Origin of the sequence: Longispora sp. NPDC051575, from assembly GCF_040681875.1 — a bacterium.
GTDB lineage: Bacteria > Actinomycetota > Actinomycetes > Mycobacteriales > Micromonosporaceae > Longispora.
The window spans coordinates 511,923-532,961 of record NZ_JBFAZP010000006.1 but is presented as its reverse complement, the minus strand read 5'-3'; the positions used below and the strand labels follow the sequence as shown (position 1 = coordinate 532,961).

Here is a 21,039-nt window from a genome sequence, read left to right as displayed (position 1 = left end):
AGGAGCGACGAGCCAGGTGATCGACGACACACTCCTCGAGGCCGAGGAGAAGATGGATTCGGCAGTCGAGCACGCCAAGTCGGAGTTCGCGGCGATCCGCACGGGCCGCGCGAGCGCCGCCATGTTCTCCAAGATCGTGATCGACTACTACGGGACGCCCACGGCGCTGCCGCAGATGGCGTCGATCGGCGTGCCCGAGGCCCGCATGGTCATCATCAAGCCCTACGACGGCAGCCAGCTCGGCAACATCGAGCGCGCGATCCGCGACTCGGACCTCGGGGTGAACCCGAACAACGAGGGCACCCAGATCCGGATCAACATCCCGCCGATGACCGAGGAACGCCGCCGCGACATGATCAAGGTCGCGCGGGGCAAGGGCGAGGACGCCAAGGTCGCCATCCGCAACATCCGCCGTCGGTCCAACGACGAGCTCGCCCGGATCCAGAAGGACGGCGAGGCCGGCGAGGACGAGGTCAAGCGCGCGGAGAAGGAGCTCGACGGGCTGACCACGAAGTACGTGGCGGTCATCGACGAGCTGCTCAAGCACAAGGAAGCCGAGCTGCTCGAAGTCTGATGACAGATTTCGACCCCTTCGACAACGGAGTCCGGCGCGCCCGTCGCGAGCGCGCCGACACTCCGGCGGACGAGCAGCAGCCGGACTGGCTCGACCAGGCCTGGGACTCCACCACCCCCGCGTGGTCGGAGCCCGAGCCGGCCGTACCCGCAGAGTCTGAATTTGATCCTTTCGCCCCTTCCGGCGCTGTTCCGGTGGAAGGGGCTTCCGCCGTGGCCGACGACGCCACCGGGGCGCTGCCCCTGGTGACCGCCGAGGCCCAGCCCCCGGCCGCCGCGCCCCCGCCGAAGGGCGGCCGCAACCTGCCCGCCGCGATCGGCGTCGGCGTGGGCCTCGGCGCGCTCGTGATCGCCAGCCTGTTCATCCGGCGCGAGGGCGCCCTGTTCCTGCTGGCGGCGGCCGTCGTCATCGGGATCTGGGAACTCGTCCGGGCGCTCGGCGACGGCCCCGAGCGGCCCCCGCTGGGCCCGCTGCTGGCCGGCGGGGTGCTGATGATCGGCCTCGCCTGGTTCGGCGACGTCGGGGCGCTCACGATCGGCCTGCTGCTCACCCTGCTGGCGGTGATGGTCTGGCGGCTCGGCGACGGCCCCCCGGGGTACGCGCGCTCGGTCACCTCCGCCGCGATGGTCGCCGTGTACGTACCCTTCCTCGCCTCGTTCTTCGTCCTGCTGCTGCGGCCCGAGGACGGCGCGCTGCGGGTGGTCTGCGTCGTGGCGGCCGTGGTGCTCTCCGACACCGGCGGGTACATCGCGGGCGTGTTCCTCGGCAAGCACCCGATAGCGCCCACGGTGAGCCCCAAGAAGTCCTGGGAGGGCTTCGCCGGCTCGGTGCTCGCCTGCGTGATCGGCGGCACCCTGATGCTCCGGTTCATGCTCGACGCGCCGTGGTGGGCGGGCGCCGTGTTCGGCGTGGCCCTGGCGATCGGCTCGACCGTGGGCGATCTGGCCGAGTCGTTACTGAAACGTGATCTCGGGATCAAGGACATGGGCACGCTGCTGCCCGGCCACGGCGGGGCGATGGACCGGTTGGACTCCCTGCTCGTGGCCGCTCCGCTCGGGTACATGTTGCTGAGCGTGCTGGCCGCCCCCACCGGGTGAAGTGGCTCGCCTTTCCTCCCTGGGGTCGGTTGTTCGGGGGTCGGCGTGGGACACTGGCTGAGTCATGACGACCCTGCCTGTACTCAACATGTCGCCGCCGCGCCGCGCCGGCCGTTCCATGCCGCCCCGACACCTGGCCGACCTCGATCTGGCCGGGCGTCGGGCCGCCGTCGCCGAGTTGGGGGAGAAGCCGTTCCGGGCCACCCAGCTGTCGAACCACTACTTCGGCCGGCTCGAGGGCGACCCCGCGGCGATGACGGACCTGCCCGCGGGGCTCCGGGAGAAGCTGGCCGGCGAGTTGCTGCCCCAGCTGCTCACCCCGGCCCGCCGGCTCGCCACGGACGACGGCCTGACCCAGAAGACGCTGTGGAAACTGCACGACGGTTCCCTCGTCGAGAGCGTCCTGATGGGGTACCCGTCGGTGTCCGCCACAGATGAGGACGACTCGGAACAACCGGCCAGGTTCGGTCGGGCCACGGTGTGTATTTCGTCACAGGCCGGCTGCGGGATGGCGTGTCCGTTCTGCGCCACCGGCCAGGCGGGCCTCACCCGGAACCTGTCCACCGGCGAGATCGTCGACCAGGTCGTCGACGCCGCCCGGATCGCCGCGAGTGGCCAGCTCGCGGGCATGCCGACCCGCCTGTCGAACGTCGTGTTCATGGGCATGGGCGAGCCGATGGCGAACTACAACCGGGTCATCGAGGCCGTCCGGCGGATCACCGATCCCGCCCCGGAGGGCCTGGGCCTGTCCCAGCGGCACGTGACAGTCTCGACGGTGGGCCTGGTGCCCGCGATGCGCAAACTGGCCGACGAGGGCCTGTCGGTCACCCTGGCGCTGTCCCTGCACGCCCCGGACGACGAGCTGCGCGACGAGCTCGTCCCGGTGAACACCCGGTGGAAGGTCTCCGAGGTCCTTGACGCGGCGTGGCACTATGCGTCGAAGACCGGACGTCGGGTCTCGATCGAATACGCAATGATCAGAGATATGAACGATCAGCCGTGGCGCGCCGACCTGCTCGGACGCCTACTATCTGGTCGGTTGGCACACGTGAACCTCATCCCGCTCAACCCCACACCCGGCAGCAAGTGGGATGCGAGCCCCAAGCCGGTGGAGCGGGAGTTCGTCCGACGACTGCGTGCCGCGGGAGTGCCGACTACAGTTCGGGACACGCGGGGTCGGGAGATCGACGGGGCATGTGGGCAGCTCGCTGCTGCGGAGGTGGATGAGTGACGAGTTCAGGTGGTCAGCGGTTCCGACGTCGGGCGCTGCGCCGTGGCTACAAGGTCGACGAGGTGGACACCTTCCTCGACCGCGTGGAGGCGACGCTGGGCGGTGACGCGCCGGGCACGCCCGTGACCGCGCAGGAGGTCCACGACGTGGTCTTCCGCGTGCGGTTCGGCGGCTACGACGAGTGGCAGGTGGACCTGCACCTCGACCGGGTGGAGCGCCAGCTGACCGAGCTCGAGGAGCGGGGCGGCCTGTACCAGCGGGTCGAGCAGCGGCTCGCGCCGCAGCAGGTCCCGCCGCGCGCGCAGCCCCAGGGCCCGCCGCCCGTGCAGGCCTTCGACGAGCGGCCGCAGGCGCAGCCGTTCGACGAGCGGCCCGCCATGGCGCCGCCGCCCGCGATGCCGCCGCAGTTCGACGACCGGACGGCGCAGCAGCCGCCGGTGCGCGACGACCGGGGTTTCGCCCCGCCGCCGCCGCGCGAGGACTACCCGACCCAGAACTTCCCGAGCGTCGTCCCGCCGCCGGCCCCCGTGGCCCCGCCGGTGAGCCGCTCGGGGGAGTACCCGCGGCCGGACCCCACCAGCTTCAACAGCGGCGGCTACGACGCGGCCGGCCGGCACGGCCGGATGGAGATGACCGGCGAGATGGGTGCCGTCACCGGTGCCTTCACCCCGGACGAGGTCAGCAAGGTGGACGCGCTCCGGCGCACCTTCCAGCCCCGCCGCTTCGGCAGCGGGTACGACCCGGCGCAGGTGGACCGCCTGTTCGACGCGGTCCTGGCCTACATGACGGGGCGCTCCGGCGCCGCCGTCGCCGACGGTGAGCTCGACCCGAGCCAGTTCAGCCTGGTCCAGGGCGGCTACTTCGAGGCGGACGTGGACTCGGCGCTCAAGGAGATCCGGGCCCTGCTCCGCAAGTAGTAGATGTAGAAAAGAGCCCCGCATCGCTGCGGGGCTCTTTTCTATTGCTCTAAGGCGAAGTGGCCGTCGTCAGGGCGCGGATGGCGAGGCTTTCTCGGCACCGCTAGGGCAGCGCCCTGCGGGGCCGAGAAAACGCAGCCAGCCGTGTTCTGACGACGGCCCCCAACGGTCTAGTTGGACTTCAGGCCGTTTTTGCGGAGGAGCCAGTCGCCCACGATGGTGGCCGCGAGCAGGAGGGCCAGGCCGAACAGCCAGATGTTCTCCACGTTGCCCTCGTGGTTGCCGATCGCCATCACGAGAAGGATCAGGATCGTGACGATCCCGCCGATACGTGCCGCCTTCAAGTTCGTCGGCTTGTGCTGGTCCGGCGAGGTCACCGGTTCGGAGCTGCCAGCCACGTCGTGTCCCTTCCTTACGGTGTGCGTCGCGTCCAGTCTGGCATGACGGGTTGGGGGCGCGTCGGAGGGTTCGGGTAGCGTCTAGGGCGCGTCTTACGAGGAGGTCAAGAGTGCGGGTCACGGGTACCGGTCACGCGGGCATGTTCATCGAGACCGGCGCGGGCAGCATCCTGTGCGACCCGTGGGTGAATCCAGCCTATTTCGGCTCGTGGTTCCCGTTCCCGGACAATGTCGACCTCGACTGGGACCGGTTGGGCAACCCCGACTTCCTGTTCGTCTCGCACCTGCACCGCGACCACTTCGACGCCTCCTTCCTCCGGGACCGGATCTCGAAGAAGGCGACGATCCTGCTGCCGGAGTACCCGACGTCGCAGCTGGAGGACGAGCTGCGCGACCTCGGCTTCACCTCGTTCTACAGGACGGTGTCCGACGAGGTGCACGAGATCGACGGCCTCAAGGTCATGATCCAGGCGCTGACCTCCCCGACGGACGGCCCGATCGGCGACTCGGCCATCTGGGTCGAGCACGACGGGGTGCGCCTCCTCAACCAGAACGACGCCCGGCCCACCGACCTGTCGACGTTCGCGGCCCTGGGGCAGGTGCACGCGCACCTGCTGCAGTTCAGCGGCGCCATCTGGTACCCGATGGTGTACGAACTGCCCCAGGCGGCCAAGACGGCGTTCGGCAAGCAGAAGCGCGACCGGCAGTTCGACCGCACGGTGCGCTACATCGACGACCTGAAGGCGTCGTTCGTCCTCCCGATCGCCGGCCCGCCGTGCTTCCTCGACGACGCGCTGTGGCAGTTCAACGACATCCACGGCGACGAGGGCAACATCTTCCCCGACCAGCAGGTGTTCCTCGACCACATCGAGGGCCTCGGCTACGACAACGGGGTGCTGCTGCTGCCCGGCTCCGTCGCCGACGCCGCCACCGGCAAGGTCGAGCACCCGGTCGCCGACGTGCGCGCGTTCTTCGAGAACAAGCCGGTCTACCTGCGTGAGATGGCCGAACGCAAGCGGCCCGCGTTGGAGGCCGAGAAGGCCACCTGGTCGCACCCCGAGATCGACGTGCTCGCCGAGCTGAAGCGCCGGGTCGAGCCGATCATGGAGGAGTCGGAGTACATCGCGGGCGGCATCGGCGGCCCCGTGCGCTTCGACCTGCTGGCCACCGACTCCGAGGAGGTCGTCGAGAGCATCGTCTTCGACTTCCCGAACAACGAGATCCGGGTCGCCGCCGATGAGAAGGTCCGCTACCGGTTCCGCACCGAGCGCCGGCTCCTCGAGCACCTCATCTTCATCGACGAGGGCGACTGGGTGAACTCCCTGTTCCTGTCCTGCCGGTTCTCGGCGGCCCGGATCGGCCAGTACAACGAGTTCGTCTACGCGTTCTTCAAGTGCCTGTCGGAAGAGCGGATCAACTACGCCGAGGGCTGGTACGCCGAACAGAAGCCCGACGCCGAGGACATCGAACTCGAGGGCTGGACCGTGCAGCGCCGGTGCCCGCACCTCAAGGCGGACCTGGGCCGGTTCGGCAAGGTCGAGGACGGCGTGCTGACCTGCCAGATGCACGGCTGGAAGTGGAACCTCGAATCCGGCAAGTGCATCACGAGCGCGGGGCACGAGATCCGCTCTTCGGCGTCCTAGAGGCTGCCCGGCGCGGCGATGTCCCGGTACCCGTCGAGGTCGTGTTCTTGGTTCTGGTGTCAGGACACGATCAGGTGGTCGCCGGTCGGGGTGGCCAGCAGCGGGCGGTCCAGGACGTCCAGGGTGAGGGAGCGCTCGACGTCGAGGGCGTGGATTCCGGGGTACCCGTCGGCCACGCCCCGCGCGAGCCGCGCCGCTCCCCGTGACCGGCGGGAACGCTCCAGGTAGGGCTCCGGTGCGGTGCCCGGGTCGGCCTGGAGCGCCGCGATGAACTCCGCGCACTCGCGGTCCTCCTCGCCGCCCGTCACGACGAAGGTCGCCGGCCGGTCGCCGAGGGCCCGGGCCGTGGCGCGGGCGTTGGGGAAACTCGCGACGTAGAGCTCGTCCGCGGTGCGGGCCGCGGCGGTGCCACGGGTGCCGTTCCTGGTCGCGTGGATGATCGTCGCGCCCTTGACGTCGACTGTGGACAGTTGGCCGGGGGAGTTCGTCAGGGGGAAGTCCGGCAGTTTCGGGCCGTCGGTGCAGCTGGTGGCGTCCGGGTAGGTTGCCCGCAGGCGCCTGGCGTGGTCCTTGTCGGCGGCCAGCACGATCCGGGTCGCGCCCAGGTGGATCGCCCAGGTGGCGAAGCTGAACGCGCGGAACACGTCGATCACCACTACCGGGTCGGTGGGCTGGTCCAACTCCTCGATCGTCACGAAGCGTGTCACCCGGGTCAGGGTACTGGCGTGCGTCGGTGTCGTGTGTCCCGTGGCGTGCGTGCGTCGTCCTGCGTGGATGTGGCGGTTGCCGCCCATTCATGTGGCGCGGGCTCCTGGAGAGATAGAGGGTGGGCGTGCTCCGGGGGTGACTGCGGTCGGGTACCCATCTGGCCTTCCGGGTTTGGACTTCGTCGGCGGAAGGCGATCGACCGGCGGGAATGGCGGCAGAAATCCGGGCTGGGGCGGAGCGGAGCAGGCGGGATGCATTCGGGTGGGTTGTGGGGGCTTCGAGAGTGGCGGATACCCGCTATCGTGTCGCTTTGACTACGGGGTGCACGGATAGCTGGAGGAATACGGGGATGGCGCGGCCTCGGTTCGACCTGGTTGTGAACGGCTACGACACACAGGACGTCGACCTGGTGGTTGCCCGGCACGAGACCCATGGCTGGGGGCAGGGCGGGTGGGTGACCACCTGGAGCAGGGAGAAACTGAGAACCGCGGACGTGGGGTACGACATTACCCAGGTCAACGAGTACCTGATGTCGCTCGTGAAGCCACCGACGCGGTCCTACGGTCCCGCAATAGACGCACTGTGGCCGCCGGCCCCGCCGCCCGTGGGGAAACACGTGCCGACCGTGACGAAGGTGCGGCAGTGGGCCGCTCGCGGCACGTTGGTCCTCGCCGCCGCCGTGTTCCTCCTGTCGTTCGCTCTCGTCTGCCGTTCGGACCGACTGGGCATCGGGAACGCGAGCAGTGCCACCGGCACTGCCGCGATCGGTCAGTGCCGCTCCACGGGGTGGAGTCTGGAGGCACCGTATCTCTGCGATGCCGCAGTCGAATGGGAGAAGGGGGACGGCGACGACGCTCCGATGGTGCGTTCACAGGATTCGCTGTCCGGCCTGGTGCCCGTCGAGGAGCGCTGCTTCACCATCGGAACCGGTAGGAACGGACTGGGGCAGCTGAAGTGTGTGATCACAACGGCTGACTACCCGACGGCGGAGGGGCTGCAGAACAGGCTCTTTCTGGTGCTGTGCTCCGTTTGTGTCCTGGCGGCGTTCCCGGTCTGGTGGGCGGCCTCGACGTTGCAGGACCGGAGACGGCAGTTGCGGATCGCCCGTGAATTCCGGGCGGCGAGGCGGGAATCCGACAGGGGATTCATATGACGATCCAGCTATCGTGTCGAATTGACCATGGTCGGGCTGATAGGGGCGGGTGTGTCGGGGTGTTGGGGAGACTGCGGGCCGGGGTGACGGTGCTTGCCGCCGGGGTGGTGCTGGTCGCGGCACCTGGGGTGGCGCACGCGGATACGGTGCGGGGGCTTTCGTGGCACCTCGATTCCCTGAAGATCGGGCAGGCGCACGCGATCAGCCAGGGTGAGGGTGTGGTTGTCGCCGTGATCGATTCGGGGGTGGATGCGGGGCATCCGGATCTGCAGGGGCAGGTGTTGCCGGGGTTTGGGATTGGGGGGGATGCGGCTGCGGATGGGCGGGCGGACGTCGTGGGCCACGGAACTCGGATGGCTGGGCTCATTGTGGGTAAGGGGGGCGGCGACCAGCACGTCCTTGGCGTGGCGCCCAGGGCCAAGATCTTGCCTGTCTCACTTGGCTCCAGCTATCCGGGCGGCGAAATCGCTGACGCCATTCGCGGCGCGGTTGACCGTGGAGCTTCCGTTATCAACGTGTCGTTGGGCGGTGGGACGGCCGCTGCGACGAGCGAGGAGACTGCTGCGGTGGCCTATGCGATATCAAAGGATGTCGTTGTTGTCGCAGCTGCTGGCAACTTAGAACAGGGCGCACGGGCCGTTGCCTCGCCAGCCCGAATTCCTGGAGTCGTGGCCGTAGCTGCATCGAGCCAGGACGGGAGTGCCTGGTCTGGATCTGTGCAGGGCGCTGAGTTGGCAGTAGCTGCACCTGGTGTTCGGATTGTATCGACGGATCCACAGACCGTCACGCGAAGTGGATATGCCGTCAGCGACGGAACGAGTGGCGCCGCCGCCATTGTCTCCGGTGAAGCCGCTCTCATTCGTTCCAAGTTCAAGCAGCTCAGTGCTGCCAATGTCATCAACCGAATCATTCGCACGGCGAAGGACGCCGGCAACCCCGGGCGCGACGACCTCTACGGCTTCGGGGTGATCGATCCCGTGGCCGCGCTGACCGCCGACGTGCCAGAGGTCAGCAGCAATCCGTTGATCGCGGGAGGGACGGGCGCGTCGCCGGTCGCCACGGGTACCGGCAAGCCCCCGCTCGTGGCCGTCCACATCGACTGGAAAGTCATGGGTCCGCTGCTGGCGGTCGTGGCAGTCGCCTTCGCCGGTGGTGCTGTGTGGCTGGTCCTGGCGGGCAGGCGTCGTCGCCGCGCGCACCAGCCTCCTGTCGGCTCACATCCTTACGGCCCAGGCTATCCGCCGCCGCCCGGCTACGGGCCGCCGCGACCGCCGGGTCACTAGACACACGTTGGACAACAACTTCATGGGGAGGGTTCACCGATGGGTGAGCAGGAACTGACGGTCACCAATCCACAGGCCGCGATCATGGTCAGCCATTCGCGCAAGATCGGCCCCGATACCTGGGAGATCCAGCTCGTGGACGGCCGGGTGATGACCATCAAGACAGAGGGCAACCGGCTCGACGGTGAGATCTCGGCCTGGTGGTTGCCGCCGGCGATGCGAATGCGGATCACCGCCGACGACAACGGCATGCGGACCGCCGAGGTCCCCGACGGGCTGAAGTTCGGGCCCGGCGAGGGACTGAGGACGGAGTACGACCTCACCTCGCTCGCCGAAGCCCAACGCTGGCTGCAGGACACCGGCGACGTGTCGCGGAAGCTCCTGGCGGGCATGTCCGACGTCAAGAGGCTGATCGACGGGCCGGCGTCGACCGGTACCGGTGTCGGTGGTTTTCCGAAGGCGACGGAACTCAAGACCCGACACGACGGGGTGTACGCCGGCTTCGAGAGCATGCTGCGGACCGTCGCCGAGGAGCTCTACGACGCGCACGACGCGCTCGGCCAGGTGATGCGCAACTACGTGTCGGTGGAGGACCGCAACCGGATGACGGCGGAGCAGATGACGAAGATCCTCACGGAGCAGACGACCACGTCCCACGACCTGAGGGAGACCCGGTGACCACCGACTGGAGCACGATGGTCCGTCAGGTCGTCATCCAGGGCCGACCCGGCGACCTGAAGAGCGCGGCTCTCGGCTGGGAGCAGCTGCTCAAGCAGGCCGGACAGGTCAAGGCGACGCTGGAACGCGATGTGAGCGACCTGGCCCGGTACTGGACGGGGCCCGCCTACGAGGCCTACAAGACGCACGTGCTGGGGATCGCCAAGAAGATCGGGGACGCGATCGACAAGGCGAACGCGGGTACCGGCATCGCGCCGTCCCTGCGGGAGGCGGCCTCCCGGTTGGCCGAGGCGCAGGCCGCGATGCCTGTGCCGCACGGCATGCTCGGTGACCTGTTGGCGGCCCGCAATGGGCAGATCAGTTTGGGGCCGAAGTTCTGCGAGCTGTCGCTGTCCAATGAGCTGTTCAACAATCCCGTTGCCAGGCACCTCGGGAACATCACGGACCTGTTGGAGAAGGCGGTCCACGATATTGAGGGGCCGGCTCGGAAGGCTTACGACAAGGTGTCGGGTGACTATGAGGGGGTGAAGGCGCGGATGCCAGAAGGGGCAGGGACCAGTGCAGGTTACGACGTGGGCCATGAAGGACTTGACCTCACCGATACACCGCCAGCCGGCACCTCAGGCGGCCCCGATCTGGGCTCCGGCGGCGCGTACACCCCGAATGGTTTTGCTCCTCATCAGCCCAGCCCAATGACCCCCGCCAACCCCACCCGCGACGCCTGGAACCGAGGCTGGGAGGACGCCGGCGACTTCCGTCCACCCCGCACCGACGCCACCACCCCCTCCACCACCGGCCTCGCCGGCCTGGGCGACTCCTTCGGCTCCGGCGGTACTCCGCTCGGCTCAGGCACGTTGGGCGCCGGCGCCGGCGCGGGACTCCCCGCCCAACTCCCCGGCGGCGGCACCCTCGGCCGCCCCGTCGACCTGCTCCGCACCCTCGCGGCCGGCAACGCCGCCCGCGCCGCGAGCCCCGGCCTCGGCAGCGTCGGCGCGATCGGCTCCCCGGCAGCCAGGTCCGCCGAGGACGACCCCGCCTACTCGACGTGGCTCCGTGAGGACAAGACGATCTGGTACGGCGACGAAGAGATCGCCCCCGCAGTCCTCGGCAAGGTCGAGGAACCGGTGTCCGACTGGCCGGCCGGCGTCGAGATGGTGCGCTTTGTTCGGCCGCAGGACTGATCCCGTGACCTGCACGCGAGTCAGCGGGACAGCGGGGAGCGCCTTCCGATGAGGACAGACGAGTGGATCACCGAAGCGGGCGGGATGGCCCGGTTCGCCGCCTCCTGTGTCGTGGGAGCCGAGTCCGCGAACCGCGAGGTCACTGTCATGGTGGGCGTGGGCGGCGTACCCCGGTCGATCGTGTTCGGTGGGCAGGCCGCGCGCCTGGACGGCCGGAGCCTGGCGCGGCTGGTCCTGGGCACCCTGCGCACGGCCGCGTCCCGGGTCGACGAGCACCTCACTGCCAGGCTGGGCGATCACGCGGGCCTTTTCCGCAGCGAACTCCCTGACCTCCCGCCGGGCGACGGGACGGGAGCCGAGGTCGGCGACAGCGACCCGGTTCAGAAGCCGATTCCAGAGCTGGAACGGGCCCGGGCCCTGGTGGCCGGCCGGGTCGAAATCGCATCCCAGTTGCGGATCTCCGCGTCCCAGAATCGCACTCTCGTGGAGAACTCGGACGGCCGGATCCGGGTCGGGGTCAGGGGTGTGACGGTGGAGGAACTGTTTCTGGCTGACGGCTTGCTTCCGGAGTACGGCTCGGAGGCGTTGGGCTTGCTGCTGGTGTCCCTGGTCCAGGGTGCCATCGCCCGGTCGGCTGAGCGGGTCGCGGAGCTCGCGGGCGAGTTGACGGGTACCCGGCTCGACATACCCGGACGGGGGTCGGTCTAGGTGGAGGATCCCAAGGGGTTCTGGGTGGACCCCGCGCAGCTGGAGGAGTGCCGGCAGAGGCTGGCACAGGTGCGGTACAGGACGGCGGAGCTGCTCAAGGTCGCCGAACAGGCCGATCCGGAGTGGTACATCTGGGGCGCGCTGGGCATCAACATGGCCGCCGCGTACTGGAACGGCTGCGGCCGGGACCTGTACCGCCAACTGGAGATGATAGGCGAGGGCATCCAGGGCCGGGTGCAGGCCGTCGATGCCACCGGCAAGGCCTACGCGGACGCGGACCGGGGCATCGCCGACGCGCTCGGGGGCGTCCGCAAGCTGCTCGGAGAGGAGGGGAAGTGACCTCTCCGGAAGCGAACGACAGTGACGTGACCAACGACAAACCCGATGGCGCGTGGACGCTGACCCTGGGCGACGACGGCACGCCGGGCAATATCGGCCGGTACGAGTTCCTGCGGTTCGACATCAAGTCGGATATCCCGTTCCTCTCGGATTCGGTGGCGATCGGGAAGGTGCTCGGCCAGTTCGGCGGCGAGGAGCAGACGGACCTGGCCGAGCTGTTCACGGTGATCGGCGGCCTTGGGAACAGCGTCTTCGAGGTTGCGATCGACCCGTTGAACGCGCTGCTCAGCGCCGGTCTCGGGTTCCTGATCGACGTGGTTCAGCCCGTCGAGGACCTGGTGGGGCTGGTCACGGGCAACGCGGAGCGGATGGGTACGGAGATCGCCCGTTGGGAACGGGTCGGCAAGGCGTTGGTTCCACTCGCGGCGGAGGTACGCGCGAGCGGCAACGAAAGCCTGCTCGGCTGGCAGGGCAAGACGGGGGAAGCCGTCAGGCAACGGCTCGGCGAGTTCGCCGACGGCATGCGCGCGGTGGCCACGGACATCAAACTGATCGAGGTCTGCCTGCTGCTGGCGAAAGCCGTCATGGAGATCGCGCAGGCGTTCCTGATCGGCCTGCTGGCGACGTGGGTCGAATGGCTGATCATCACGTGGGTGTTGGCGATGGGCACCGTGGTGGAAACCGCCGGCGCGTCCGTCAACCTGGCTGTCGTCGCCACCGAGATCGAGGGGACGCTGGTGCTTGGCAGGGGCGTCGCCTTCCTCGACCGGGTGGTGCCCGTGCTCAACCGGCTGGAGCGATTCTTCAACAAGTTCGAGCCGGACAAGATGCCGGGGATACGCCGCGGGTTCCGGCCGCCGGCGGGTCAGCGCACTCCGGGGGACGTGGCACGGGAGTACTCGGGGAGTGAGGACACCTGGATGCCGGCGGGACTGAAGGCCGCCGGGGGTGTGGCCAGCGTCGGGACGCGGTATCAGGACTGGCTCGACGACCCGCACCGACGGGACCAGGCCGACATCGAACGCTACCTGGACAAGGACAGATGACATCCGGGTGTACCGCCAAAGTTGTACGGCGGTCGGAAACGTCAACCCTGTGCTGGACGCCACCGGTGTCCCACCTCGGTAGCGTTCCCGGAGTCCACACTAGAGACGAGGCGGGCCGGACATGACGACGCGCCTGCTCCTGATCATCGGGGGCGTGCCCGTGGCCCTGGTCGCGGGCACGACGGTGACCGCGTCCCCGGCCGGCGCACCGGCCCGGAAGGTGGCGGGGGAACGGCGGGACCGGGCGGGAGGGGTACGGGGAGACGGCGCGCAGGTCCGGGCGACGGATCCGTCCGGCCGGCCGAGGCTGACCGACCGGACGACCGTCCCGGCCGGTCACCGGATGGCAAGCTGGCGGCATGACCATTGTTTTCCGTACCGAGCGGCTGGTTGTCCGGCCGTGGGACGAGTCCGACGCGGACCGGCTGTTCGACATGTACGCGCGGATGGAGGTCGTCCAGTACCTCGGTGCCACTCCGCAGGTGATGACAGAGCCTGAGCAGGCGCTGCGGACGGTGGCCCGGTGGCGGGAGCGGTCGGCGGATCCCCGGTTCGGGATCTGGGCGGTGCAGCGTCCGGACGGGGTGGTGGCGGGCACGGTGCTGCTGGTGCCGCTGCCGGACGGGGACGGCGAGGTGGAGGTGGGCTGGCACTTCCATCCGGACTCGTGGGGTCACGGGTACGCGACGGAGGCCGCCCGGGGCGCGATCGAGAAGGGGTTCGCGGAGGGGCTGGACGAGATCCTCGCCGTGGTGCACCCGCCGAACGCGGCCTCGTTGCGGCTGTGTGAGCGGCTGGGCATGACCCCGCAGGGGCTGACGGACCGGTGGTACGGGGTCGAACTCGAGTCGTTCCGGATCACCCGGTCCTGACGGGTGGGGGCGGCGGTGCGGGCGTTGGTTGGGAACCTCCGGCACCGCCGCCCCGGACCGGCTCCATGCCACCGCCATGGCGCGACCCGAGCTGACCGGTCAGCGGCCGAGACCCGGAGTCCCCGCCGAACACCGGCACGGGCGCGAGCCGTCGAACCTCGGTCGGCTGCCCGCCGCCTGGGCAATGGCCGACACCCGCAGTCCCGTGCCGACTCCGGCGTTCAGGCGCGAGCCCCCGAACCATGGTCGGCCCTCCACCGGCTGGGCAGCGGCCGAGGCCTGTAGTCCCCGTCGAATACCGGCTCCGGCACGCGGACGCGAGGCGCCCGAATCTCGGTCGGCCTCTCGCCGGCCGGGCGGACCCAGGCACGTGCCGGCACCCGCGACCCCTACCGGATGCCGACCCCGCCCCACCCGACCGACCACCGGCCCCCAAGCACCCCACAGACCGCGTGCCCCGGGCCTTCACAGGTCCGCCACGGCACCGCCACAACCACCCCCCGACCGGTCGGCGACAATGTCCGGGTGACGCGCACCCTCGTACTTCTCGGCTCCACCGGTTCGGTGGGCACCCAGGCCATTGACGTCGTGCGGCAGCACCCGGACAGGTTCCGGGTGGTGGGACTCGGCGCGGGTGGCGGCAACGTGGCGCTGCTGGCCGAGCAGGCGCTCGGCCTCGGGGTCGAGATCGTGGCGGTGGCCAACTCGACGGCCGTGCAGGATCTCCAGTTGGCCTTCTACGCGGAGGCGCAGAAGCGGGGCTACGCGACCGGGGACTTCCGGATCCCGAAGATCATCGCGGGGCCGGAGTCGATGGCGGACCTGGCGGCGTACCCGTGTGATGTGGTGTTGAACGCTGTCACCGGGTCCATCGGGCTCAAGCCGACCCTGGCGGCGCTGAAGGCCGGTCGGACCCTGGCGTTGGCCAACAAGGAGTCTCTGGTCGCCGGTGGGGCATTGGTGAAAAAATTCGCTCAACCCGGTCAAATCGTGCCGGTGGACAGCGAGCACTCCGCCCTGACGCAATGCCTGAGGTCGGGTACGGAGCGTGAGGTTCGCCGCCTGATCGTCACGGCGAGCGGCGGCCCGTTCCGGGGACGGTCCCGGGAGTCGCTGCAGGGCGTGACGCTGGAGGAGGCGATGGCGCACCCGACCTGGGACATGGGGCCGGTGATCACTATCAACTCCGCGACCCTGGTCAACAAGGCCCTGGAGGTGATCGAGGCGCACGAGCTGTACGGCACGCCGTACGCCGACATCGCCGTCGTGGTGCACCCGCAGTCGGTGATCCACTCGATGGTCGAGTTCGTGGACGGGTCGACGATCGCGCAGGCCAGCCCGCCGGACATGCGGTTGCCGATCGCGCTGGCCCTGGGCTGGCCGGACCGGGTGCCGGAGGCCGCGCGCGCCGTGGACTGGACCCGCGCGCACACCTGGGAGTTCGCGCCGCTGGACGACGAGGTGTTCCCGGCGGTGGCGCTCGCGAAGGCCGCCGGTACCGAGGGCCGCTGCCGGCCGGCGATCTTCAACGCGGCGAACGAGGAGTGCGTGGAGGCGTTCCGGGTCGGCCGGCTGCCGTTCCTGGGGATCGTGGACACCATCGCGCGGGTGCTCGACGACGCGCCCGACTACGCTGAGCCAGGTACCGTCGAAGAGGTGCTCGCCGCGGAGGCGTGGGCTCGCGCTCGCGCTCGCGAGCTGGCCGGGACGTACTAGAGAGGGATTTCATGGTGCAGGCGCTCGGGGTGATCTTGTTCGCCCTCGGCATTTTCGTCTCGGTTTGTCTGCATGAGGCCGGACATATGTGGACGGCCAAGCGGTTCGGGATGAAGGTCACCCGGTATTTCGCCGGCTTCGGCCCGACGCTGTTCTCCTTCCGGAGGGGTGAGACCGAGTACGGGCTCAAGGCCATTCCGCTGGGTGGTTTTGTGAAGATCGTCGGAATGACGCCCCAGGAGGAGGAAGAGGAGGAGCTGAGCGAGGCCGACCAGAAGCGGGTCATGTGGCGCAAGCCGTTGTGGCAGCGCACGATCGTGCTGTCCGCGGGCTCCGCCGTGCACTTCATCCTGGCCTTCGTGATCATGTGGCTCGCCGCGCTGTTCGTGGGCCTGCCGAACGCGGCGTACGCGCAGGCGTACGAGGACCAGACGAAGTACTCCCGGATCACCGTCATGCCCTGCGTCGTCGTCGCCAACGAGCAGCGCACCTGCAACGTGACCGACCCGAAGTCCCCGGCCCAGGAGGCCGGCCTGCGCAGCGGCGACACGATCACCAAGGTGAACGACAAGGCCGTCGCCAACTACCTCGAACTGGTCACGGCGATCCGCGCCGCCCCGGCCGGCCCCGCCACGCTCACGGTCACCGCCGACGGCGCCGAGCGCACCGTCACGGCGAACCTGGTGGCCGTCCAGCGCGCGTCGCTCACCGTGAAGGACAAGACGGAGACGGTGTCGGCGCTGGGCGTGTCCACGTACATGCCGCCCGGGGTGCCCACCACCGTGACGTACGGCCCGGTCGACGGGGTCGGCGCCGCCGGCAGCTTCTACATGGACACTCTCGGCAACACGTTCACGGCGCTGAAGAAGTTCCCCGAGAAGGTGCCGAAGCTCTGGGACGCCCTGACCGGCTCCGAGCGCGACCCGGAGACCCCGATCAGCGTGGTCGGCGCGAGCCGGATCGGCGGCGAGCTCGCGGATCGCGGCCTGTGGTCCGTGTTCCTTTGGCTCCTTGCGTCGTTGAACATATTTGTGGGCATCTTCAACCTGCTACCCCTGCTCCCGCTCGACGGGGGCCACATCGCGGTCGCCTGGTTCGAGCGCGTCCGGTCCTGGTTCGCCGCCCGACGCGGCCGCCCGGATCCGGGCCGCGTCGACTACGCCAAGCTGATGCCGGTCACCTACGTGGTCATCATCGTCTTCGGCGCGTTCACCCTGCTCACGGTGGGCGCTGACATCTTCAACCCGATCACCCTGAAGTAGTGGAAGAACAGTGACCTCGATCAGCCTTGGTATGCCCCCCATGCCGTTACCGGCTCTCGCCGAGCGGCGCGTCTCCCGTCGACTGATGGTCGGTGACGTGCCGGTCGGTGGCGGCGCGCCGATCAGCGTGCAGTCGATGACGACGACGTTGACCTCCGATGTGAACGCCACGTTGCAGCAGATCGCGGAACTGACCGCGTCGGGTTGCCAGATCGTCCGGGTGGCCGTGCCGTCCCAGGACGATGTGGAGGCTCTGCCGGCGATCGCGAAGAAGTCCAACATCCCGGTGATCGCGGACATCCATTTCCAGCCGAAGTACGTGTTCGCGGCGATCGACGCCGGGTGCGCGGCGGTCCGGGTGAACCCGGGCAACATCCGCCAGTTCGACGACAAGGTGGGCGAGATCGCCAAGGCGGCCGGCGACGCGGGGATCCCGATCCGGATCGGCGTGAACGCGGGCTCCCTGGACAAGCGCCTGCTGGAGAAGTACGGCAAGGCCACGGCCGAGGCCCTCGTCGAGAGTGCCCTGTGGGAGTGCTCGCTGTTCGAGGAGCACGGTTTCCGCGACATCAAGATCTCGGTCAAGCACAACGACCCGGTCGTGATGATCCGCGCGTACCGGCAGCTCGCGCAGCAGTGCGACTACCCGCTGCACCTGGGCGTGACCGAGGCCGGGCCGATGTTCCAGGGCACGATCAAGTCCGCCGTGGCGTTCGGCGCTCTGCTGGCCGAGGGGATCGGTGACACGATCCGGGTGTCGTTGTCCGCGCCGCCGGTCGAGGAGATCAAGGTCGGCAACCAGATCCTGGAGTCCCTGGGGCTGCGGGAGCGGGGCCTGGAGATCGTGTCGTGTCCGTCGTGCGGGCGCGCGCAGGTGGACGTGTACAAGCTGGCCGAGGAGGTCACCGCCGGGCTCGAGGGCCTGCCGGTGCCGCTGCGGGTGGCCGTGATGGGCTGTGTCGTCAACGGTCCCGGCGAGGCCCGTGAGGCCGACCTGGGTGTGGCCTCCGGCAACGGCAAGGGCCAGATCTTCGTCAAGGGTCAGGTCATCAAGACCGTGCCGGAGTCGCAGATCGTGGAGACCCTGATCGAGGAGGCGCTGCGCCTCGCCGAGGAGATGGGCGCCGAACTCCCCGAGGAGCTGCGCGGCCTGTCCTCGACGGTGACGGTGCACTAGAACATCGAGACCGGCGCCCGTCCCGTGTTCGCGCGGGGCGGGCGCCGCTATCTTCACCCCAAAAGCCTTTGATGGCTACGAGTGGGCCACCGACCCGATCCCGGACGACCCCTGCCCAGCCAGGTCACCGGCTCGGATGCTCCCGTCCCCGCTCGGCCCTGCCCAGCCCGGCGACCCTGCCCCCAGCCTGACCGGGCCCCACCCAGCCCGGTTCCTGCCTCCCACCCTGATCCAGCCCCACCCGGCCCGGCGACCCCTGCCCCCGGGCTACACCACCGCCACCTCAGGCCGAGTCCGCACCCCCCACCGCACCACCGCCGGATACACCACCCCGGCCACCCCGAACACCGCCCCCATCCCCACCCACCCGAACCGCCCCCCGGAAGCCACCAGCACCGCCAGCAACGGCGGCGTCACCATGTTCCCGAACTGCCGCCCCATGGCGTACGTCCCCTGGTACTGCCCCTGCGCCCAGTCCGGCGCCAGCCCGAACACCACGCTGAACGTGGCCGTCGACAGCCACAGCTCCCCGAGCACGTGCACCCCGGACGCCACCACGACCAGCACGGCCACCGCCCACACGGGCAGCCCGGCGGTGAACCCGTACAGCACGCAGGCCACCCCGACGACCAGCGCCCCGCGCCGTCCGATCCGCGCGGCGTCCCGGATCCCGTCGACCCCCCGGCTGGCCCACACCTGCAAGGTCACGCACCCGACGGTGTTGACCAACAGGGCGACGGTCACCAGCCACAGTGGCGCGTGCCGCTGGGTGGCCAGCCACAGGGGCAACCCCAGACTGATGATCTCGTTGTACGCGCTGGCCATGAATCCGTCTACGGCCGTGAACACGAGGAACGGCCGGTCCCGCAGCGCGACCATCCGGGGCCCGTCGGCGGGCACGGGCAGCACGGGCACCCGCGCGGCCCGGGACAGGATCGCGGCGGCCACCACGAAGGTGCACGCGTTCCCGAGCAGCATCGCGACGTACGCGGCCCGGGTGTCCAGCAGCAGCGGGATCCCGCCGACCAGGGTGCCGAGCGCGATCCCGCCGTTGTTGACGGACCGGACGAAGGCGCGCAGTTCGAGCCGCTGGTCGGGCGGCACGGCCCCGGCGATCATGGCCCCGGCCGCGCCCTTGACGGTGGCCTCGCCGACCGCGATCAGGCAGGCGAGGACGACGAAGGACCAGAAGCCGGTGACGAGCACCATGCCGGCGTACACGAGGGCGCAGGCCAGCAGGGCGCCGATCTGGGTGCCCTTGGGACCGACCCGGTCGGCGACGTAGCCCAGCGGCGCGCTGAGCACGGTGCCGAGGACCGCCGCGATGCTCAGCCCGATGCCGAGTTGGACGGGGGTGAGCCCGACGGAGCGGGTGAGGAACAGGACGCTGCACGACAGGTACGCCCCGTTCCCGAAGGTGTTGACCAGGGTGGCGAGGGTGATGATCCGGGCGGTTCCCGGGGGCGGCAGCAGTCGGTTCAGCACGGCCCGATCAAACAGTACGAACGTACGGTTTGAAAAGGAGTTGTGATCCATGACACGCTAGCGGGCGTGTTGACGTCCACGTTGCCCGTGCGGCTTCTCGGCGAGAGCGACCGCGCGGACGTGCTGCGCCTCCTGGCCAGGTCCCCGGTCGCGTCGGCCCAGCTCGCGGAACGCATCGAGGCGTACGGGGTCTCCGCCTGGCGCACCGGCGGCCAGCTCCTCGGCCACGGCCCCCGGGGTCAGTTGGAGGGCGTGTGCTGGCGCGGCGCCAACGTCATCCCGATCGGCGTCTCGACCCACTTCGCCGACGTGCTCGCGGCCGACCGTCGGGGCGTGGGCTCCATCGCGGGCCCGGCGGACACGGTGCTCGACCTCTGGCGGCGGCTGGAACCGGTGTGGGGCCCGGCGCGCCTGACCCGGCCCGACCAACCACTCCTGGTGACGGGCGGCCCGTCGGCCGTGGTCCCGGAGTCGCGGGTCCGGCTGGTCCGCCGCCGGGAGCTGTCCCTGCTCTACCCGGCCTCGGTGGCCATGTACACCGAGGAACTGGGCGTGCCGCCGATCGAGGACGAGTACCAACGAAGGGTCTCCGCCCTGATCCGCGCCCGGCGCGCCTATGCCTGGATCGAGGGCTCGGAGGTCCTGTTCAAGGCCGAGTTGGCCGTCGTGTCCCGGCACACCGCGCAGTTGCAGGGCGTCTGGGTCGCGCCGGAGCACCGGGGCCGGGGGATCGGCGCGGCGTGTCTGGCGACCGTCATCGAGGACGGCCTGCGCCGGCTCGCCCCGACTGTCAGTCTGTACGTGAACGACTTCAACGCGGCCGCCCGGCGTGTTTACGCTAAGTGCGGATTCCGACAGGTCGGCACGTTCGCGACGATCTTGTTCTAGGGCGAACATGCGTTCCCCGCAACATGAATGAATCGGCCGATCGGCCACAACTCGTGATTTCCCTCACGCACCTCGCTACTGTATGTAACGACAGCACTCCTAACGAGTAATGAGGTGACGCTGCCATGGGGAGGATCGTCAAACAGATCTCCGAGAACACCACGAAGTACTACTGGTATCCCGGGGACAAGAAGGATTGGATCAGGGCCGGCATAGCCCTCGGTGCGGGCGCGGCGGTCTTCGCCGTGGCCCGGTTGTTCACCGACGGGCCACTGTGGGGCGCCGTGCTCGGAGCGTCCGCGACCCTTGCCGTGGCCGGTTTCAACTTCGGGCGTCGCGACGCCCGGGCCCTGCACACGTTCCCGGACGTGGCGGCGGCCCGACGCGCTGCGATGGTCGACACGGGGCGAGCCGCCTGGCGGGCGCTCGTCGAGGGGTTCGGCGCGGCGGCCGCCGCGGTGTTGATCGTCAACATCCCGCGGACCGGCTTCGCGTACAACTGGTTGCTTCCGATCGTGCCGGCCATCATCGGCGCGCTCGGCCACCAGGCGGGCATGCTCTACGAGCGCTTGCAGCAGACGGCCGCCGCCGAGGCCGCCGCGACCAAGGAGGCGAAGCCGGTCCCGGCCCCGCCCGCCGCGGCCGCACCGGCACCGGAACCGGCCGCCGTGAGCTGAGCACGG

At 69.6% G+C, this 21,039-nt stretch carries 21 protein-coding genes; 18 read left to right on the top strand and 3 right to left on the bottom strand.

The features are described from left to right. Positions 1-16 precede the first annotated feature (16 nt). The 4 genes from frr to AB0M43_RS19935 all read left to right on the top strand — a co-directional run bounded on the left by frr (position 17) and on the right by AB0M43_RS19935 (position 3,819). Positions 17-574, top strand: coding sequence for a ribosome recycling factor (gene frr, locus AB0M43_RS19950; RefSeq protein ID WP_363726671.1), 558 nt, complete (start codon positions 17-19; stop codon positions 572-574). Next, positions 574-1,671 (top strand): phosphatidate cytidylyltransferase, encoded by a 1,098-nt coding sequence (locus AB0M43_RS19945; protein ID WP_363726669.1) that lies wholly within the window; start codon positions 574-576, stop codon positions 1,669-1,671. The genes frr and AB0M43_RS19945 overlap by 1 nt, the downstream gene beginning before the upstream one ends. Positions 1,672-1,735: 64 nt before the next feature. Beyond that, positions 1,736-2,902 (top strand): 23S rRNA (adenine(2503)-C(2))-methyltransferase RlmN, encoded by a 1,167-nt coding sequence (gene rlmN / locus AB0M43_RS19940; protein ID WP_363726667.1) that lies wholly within the window; start codon positions 1,736-1,738, stop codon positions 2,900-2,902. Further along, the gene (locus tag AB0M43_RS19935) at positions 2,899-3,819 is read left to right on the top strand and encodes a DivIVA domain-containing protein (protein WP_363726666.1); all 921 of its coding nucleotides are present in this window, start codon (positions 2,899-2,901) and stop codon (positions 3,817-3,819) included. Before rlmN ends, AB0M43_RS19935 begins: the two co-directional genes overlap by 4 nt. A gap of 170 nt (positions 3,820-3,989) precedes the next feature. Here the strand turns inward: AB0M43_RS19935 and AB0M43_RS19930 are convergent, their stop codons facing one another. After that, positions 3,990-4,217 (bottom strand): DUF2631 domain-containing protein, encoded by a 228-nt coding sequence (locus AB0M43_RS19930; protein WP_363726664.1) that lies wholly within the window; start codon positions 4,215-4,217, stop codon positions 3,990-3,992. A 140-nt stretch (positions 4,218-4,357) separates the two neighbouring features. Here AB0M43_RS19930 and AB0M43_RS19925 point away from each other — a divergent pair, with 140 nt between their 5' ends. Beyond that, on the top strand, positions 4,358-5,860 hold the full coding sequence (locus AB0M43_RS19925) for a Rieske 2Fe-2S domain-containing protein (protein ID WP_363726998.1): 1,503 nt from the start codon (positions 4,358-4,360) through the stop codon (positions 5,858-5,860). Between the two features lie 59 nt (positions 5,861-5,919). On the opposite strand, the gene AB0M43_RS19920 is transcribed toward AB0M43_RS19925, so the two are convergent. Further along, the gene (locus tag AB0M43_RS19920; RefSeq protein ID WP_363726662.1) at positions 5,920-6,567 is read right to left on the bottom strand and encodes a 2-phosphosulfolactate phosphatase; all 648 of its coding nucleotides are present in this window, start codon (positions 6,565-6,567) and stop codon (positions 5,920-5,922) included. A gap of 377 nt (positions 6,568-6,944) precedes the next feature. On the opposite strand from AB0M43_RS19920, the gene AB0M43_RS19915 reads away from it, so the two are divergent. From AB0M43_RS19915 to ispG, 11 genes are all read left to right on the top strand, one after another. Beyond that, positions 6,945-7,721 carry a hypothetical protein gene (locus AB0M43_RS19915; protein WP_363726660.1) on the top strand — a complete coding sequence of 259 codons (777 nt, stop codon included), beginning with the start codon at positions 6,945-6,947 and terminating at the stop codon, positions 7,719-7,721. Between the two features lie 83 nt (positions 7,722-7,804). Then, positions 7,805-9,004, top strand: coding sequence for a S8 family serine peptidase (locus tag AB0M43_RS19910; RefSeq protein WP_363726658.1), 1,200 nt, complete (start codon positions 7,805-7,807; stop codon positions 9,002-9,004). A gap of 39 nt (positions 9,005-9,043) precedes the next feature. Further along, the gene (locus AB0M43_RS19905) at positions 9,044-9,682 is read left to right on the top strand and encodes a hypothetical protein (RefSeq protein ID WP_363726656.1); all 639 of its coding nucleotides are present in this window, start codon (positions 9,044-9,046) and stop codon (positions 9,680-9,682) included. Then, positions 9,679-10,863: a hypothetical protein gene (locus AB0M43_RS19900; protein WP_363726654.1), complete on the top strand. Its 1,185-nt coding sequence runs from the start codon at positions 9,679-9,681 to the stop codon at positions 10,861-10,863. The genes AB0M43_RS19905 and AB0M43_RS19900 overlap by 4 nt, the downstream gene beginning before the upstream one ends. Before the next feature lie 48 nt (positions 10,864-10,911). Next, entirely contained in the window at positions 10,912-11,571 is a 660-nt protein-coding gene (locus AB0M43_RS19895; protein ID WP_363726652.1) for a hypothetical protein, read from the top strand. Further along, positions 11,572-11,910, top strand: coding sequence for a hypothetical protein (locus AB0M43_RS19890; protein ID WP_363726650.1), 339 nt, complete (start codon positions 11,572-11,574; stop codon positions 11,908-11,910). Between the two features lie 26 nt (positions 11,911-11,936). Beyond that, on the top strand, positions 11,937-12,956 hold the full coding sequence (locus AB0M43_RS19885) for a hypothetical protein (protein WP_363726648.1): 1,020 nt from the start codon (positions 11,937-11,939) through the stop codon (positions 12,954-12,956). A 359-nt stretch (positions 12,957-13,315) separates the two neighbouring features. After that, the gene (locus tag AB0M43_RS19880) at positions 13,316-13,828 is read left to right on the top strand and encodes a GNAT family N-acetyltransferase (RefSeq protein WP_363726646.1); all 513 of its coding nucleotides are present in this window, start codon (positions 13,316-13,318) and stop codon (positions 13,826-13,828) included. A 525-nt stretch (positions 13,829-14,353) separates the two neighbouring features. Next, positions 14,354-15,544 carry a 1-deoxy-D-xylulose-5-phosphate reductoisomerase gene (gene dxr / locus AB0M43_RS19875; RefSeq protein ID WP_363726644.1) on the top strand — a complete coding sequence of 397 codons (1,191 nt, stop codon included), beginning with the start codon at positions 14,354-14,356 and terminating at the stop codon, positions 15,542-15,544. A gap of 11 nt (positions 15,545-15,555) precedes the next feature. Further along, entirely contained in the window at positions 15,556-16,806 is a 1,251-nt protein-coding gene (locus AB0M43_RS19870; RefSeq protein WP_363726642.1) for a site-2 protease family protein, read from the top strand. A 10-nt stretch (positions 16,807-16,816) separates the two neighbouring features. Next, a complete protein-coding gene (ispG, locus tag AB0M43_RS19865) occupies positions 16,817-17,983 on the top strand; it encodes a flavodoxin-dependent (E)-4-hydroxy-3-methylbut-2-enyl-diphosphate synthase (protein ID WP_363726640.1) in 1,167 nt (388 codons plus the stop codon). Positions 17,984-18,250: 267 nt separating this feature from the next. Here ispG and AB0M43_RS19860 read toward each other — a convergent pair whose 3' ends face one another. Further along, positions 18,251-19,468, bottom strand: coding sequence for an MFS transporter (locus AB0M43_RS19860; RefSeq protein WP_363726638.1), 1,218 nt, complete (start codon positions 19,466-19,468; stop codon positions 18,251-18,253). Between the two features lie 66 nt (positions 19,469-19,534). Here AB0M43_RS19860 and AB0M43_RS19855 point away from each other — a divergent pair, with 66 nt between their 5' ends. Both AB0M43_RS19855 and AB0M43_RS19850 read left to right on the top strand, forming a co-directional pair. After that, a complete protein-coding gene (locus tag AB0M43_RS19855; protein WP_363726636.1) occupies positions 19,535-20,356 on the top strand; it encodes a GNAT family N-acetyltransferase in 822 nt (273 codons plus the stop codon). A 125-nt stretch (positions 20,357-20,481) separates the two neighbouring features. After that, positions 20,482-21,033: a hypothetical protein gene (locus tag AB0M43_RS19850; RefSeq protein WP_363726634.1), complete on the top strand. Its 552-nt coding sequence runs from the start codon at positions 20,482-20,484 to the stop codon at positions 21,031-21,033. Positions 21,034-21,039 lie beyond the last annotated feature (6 nt).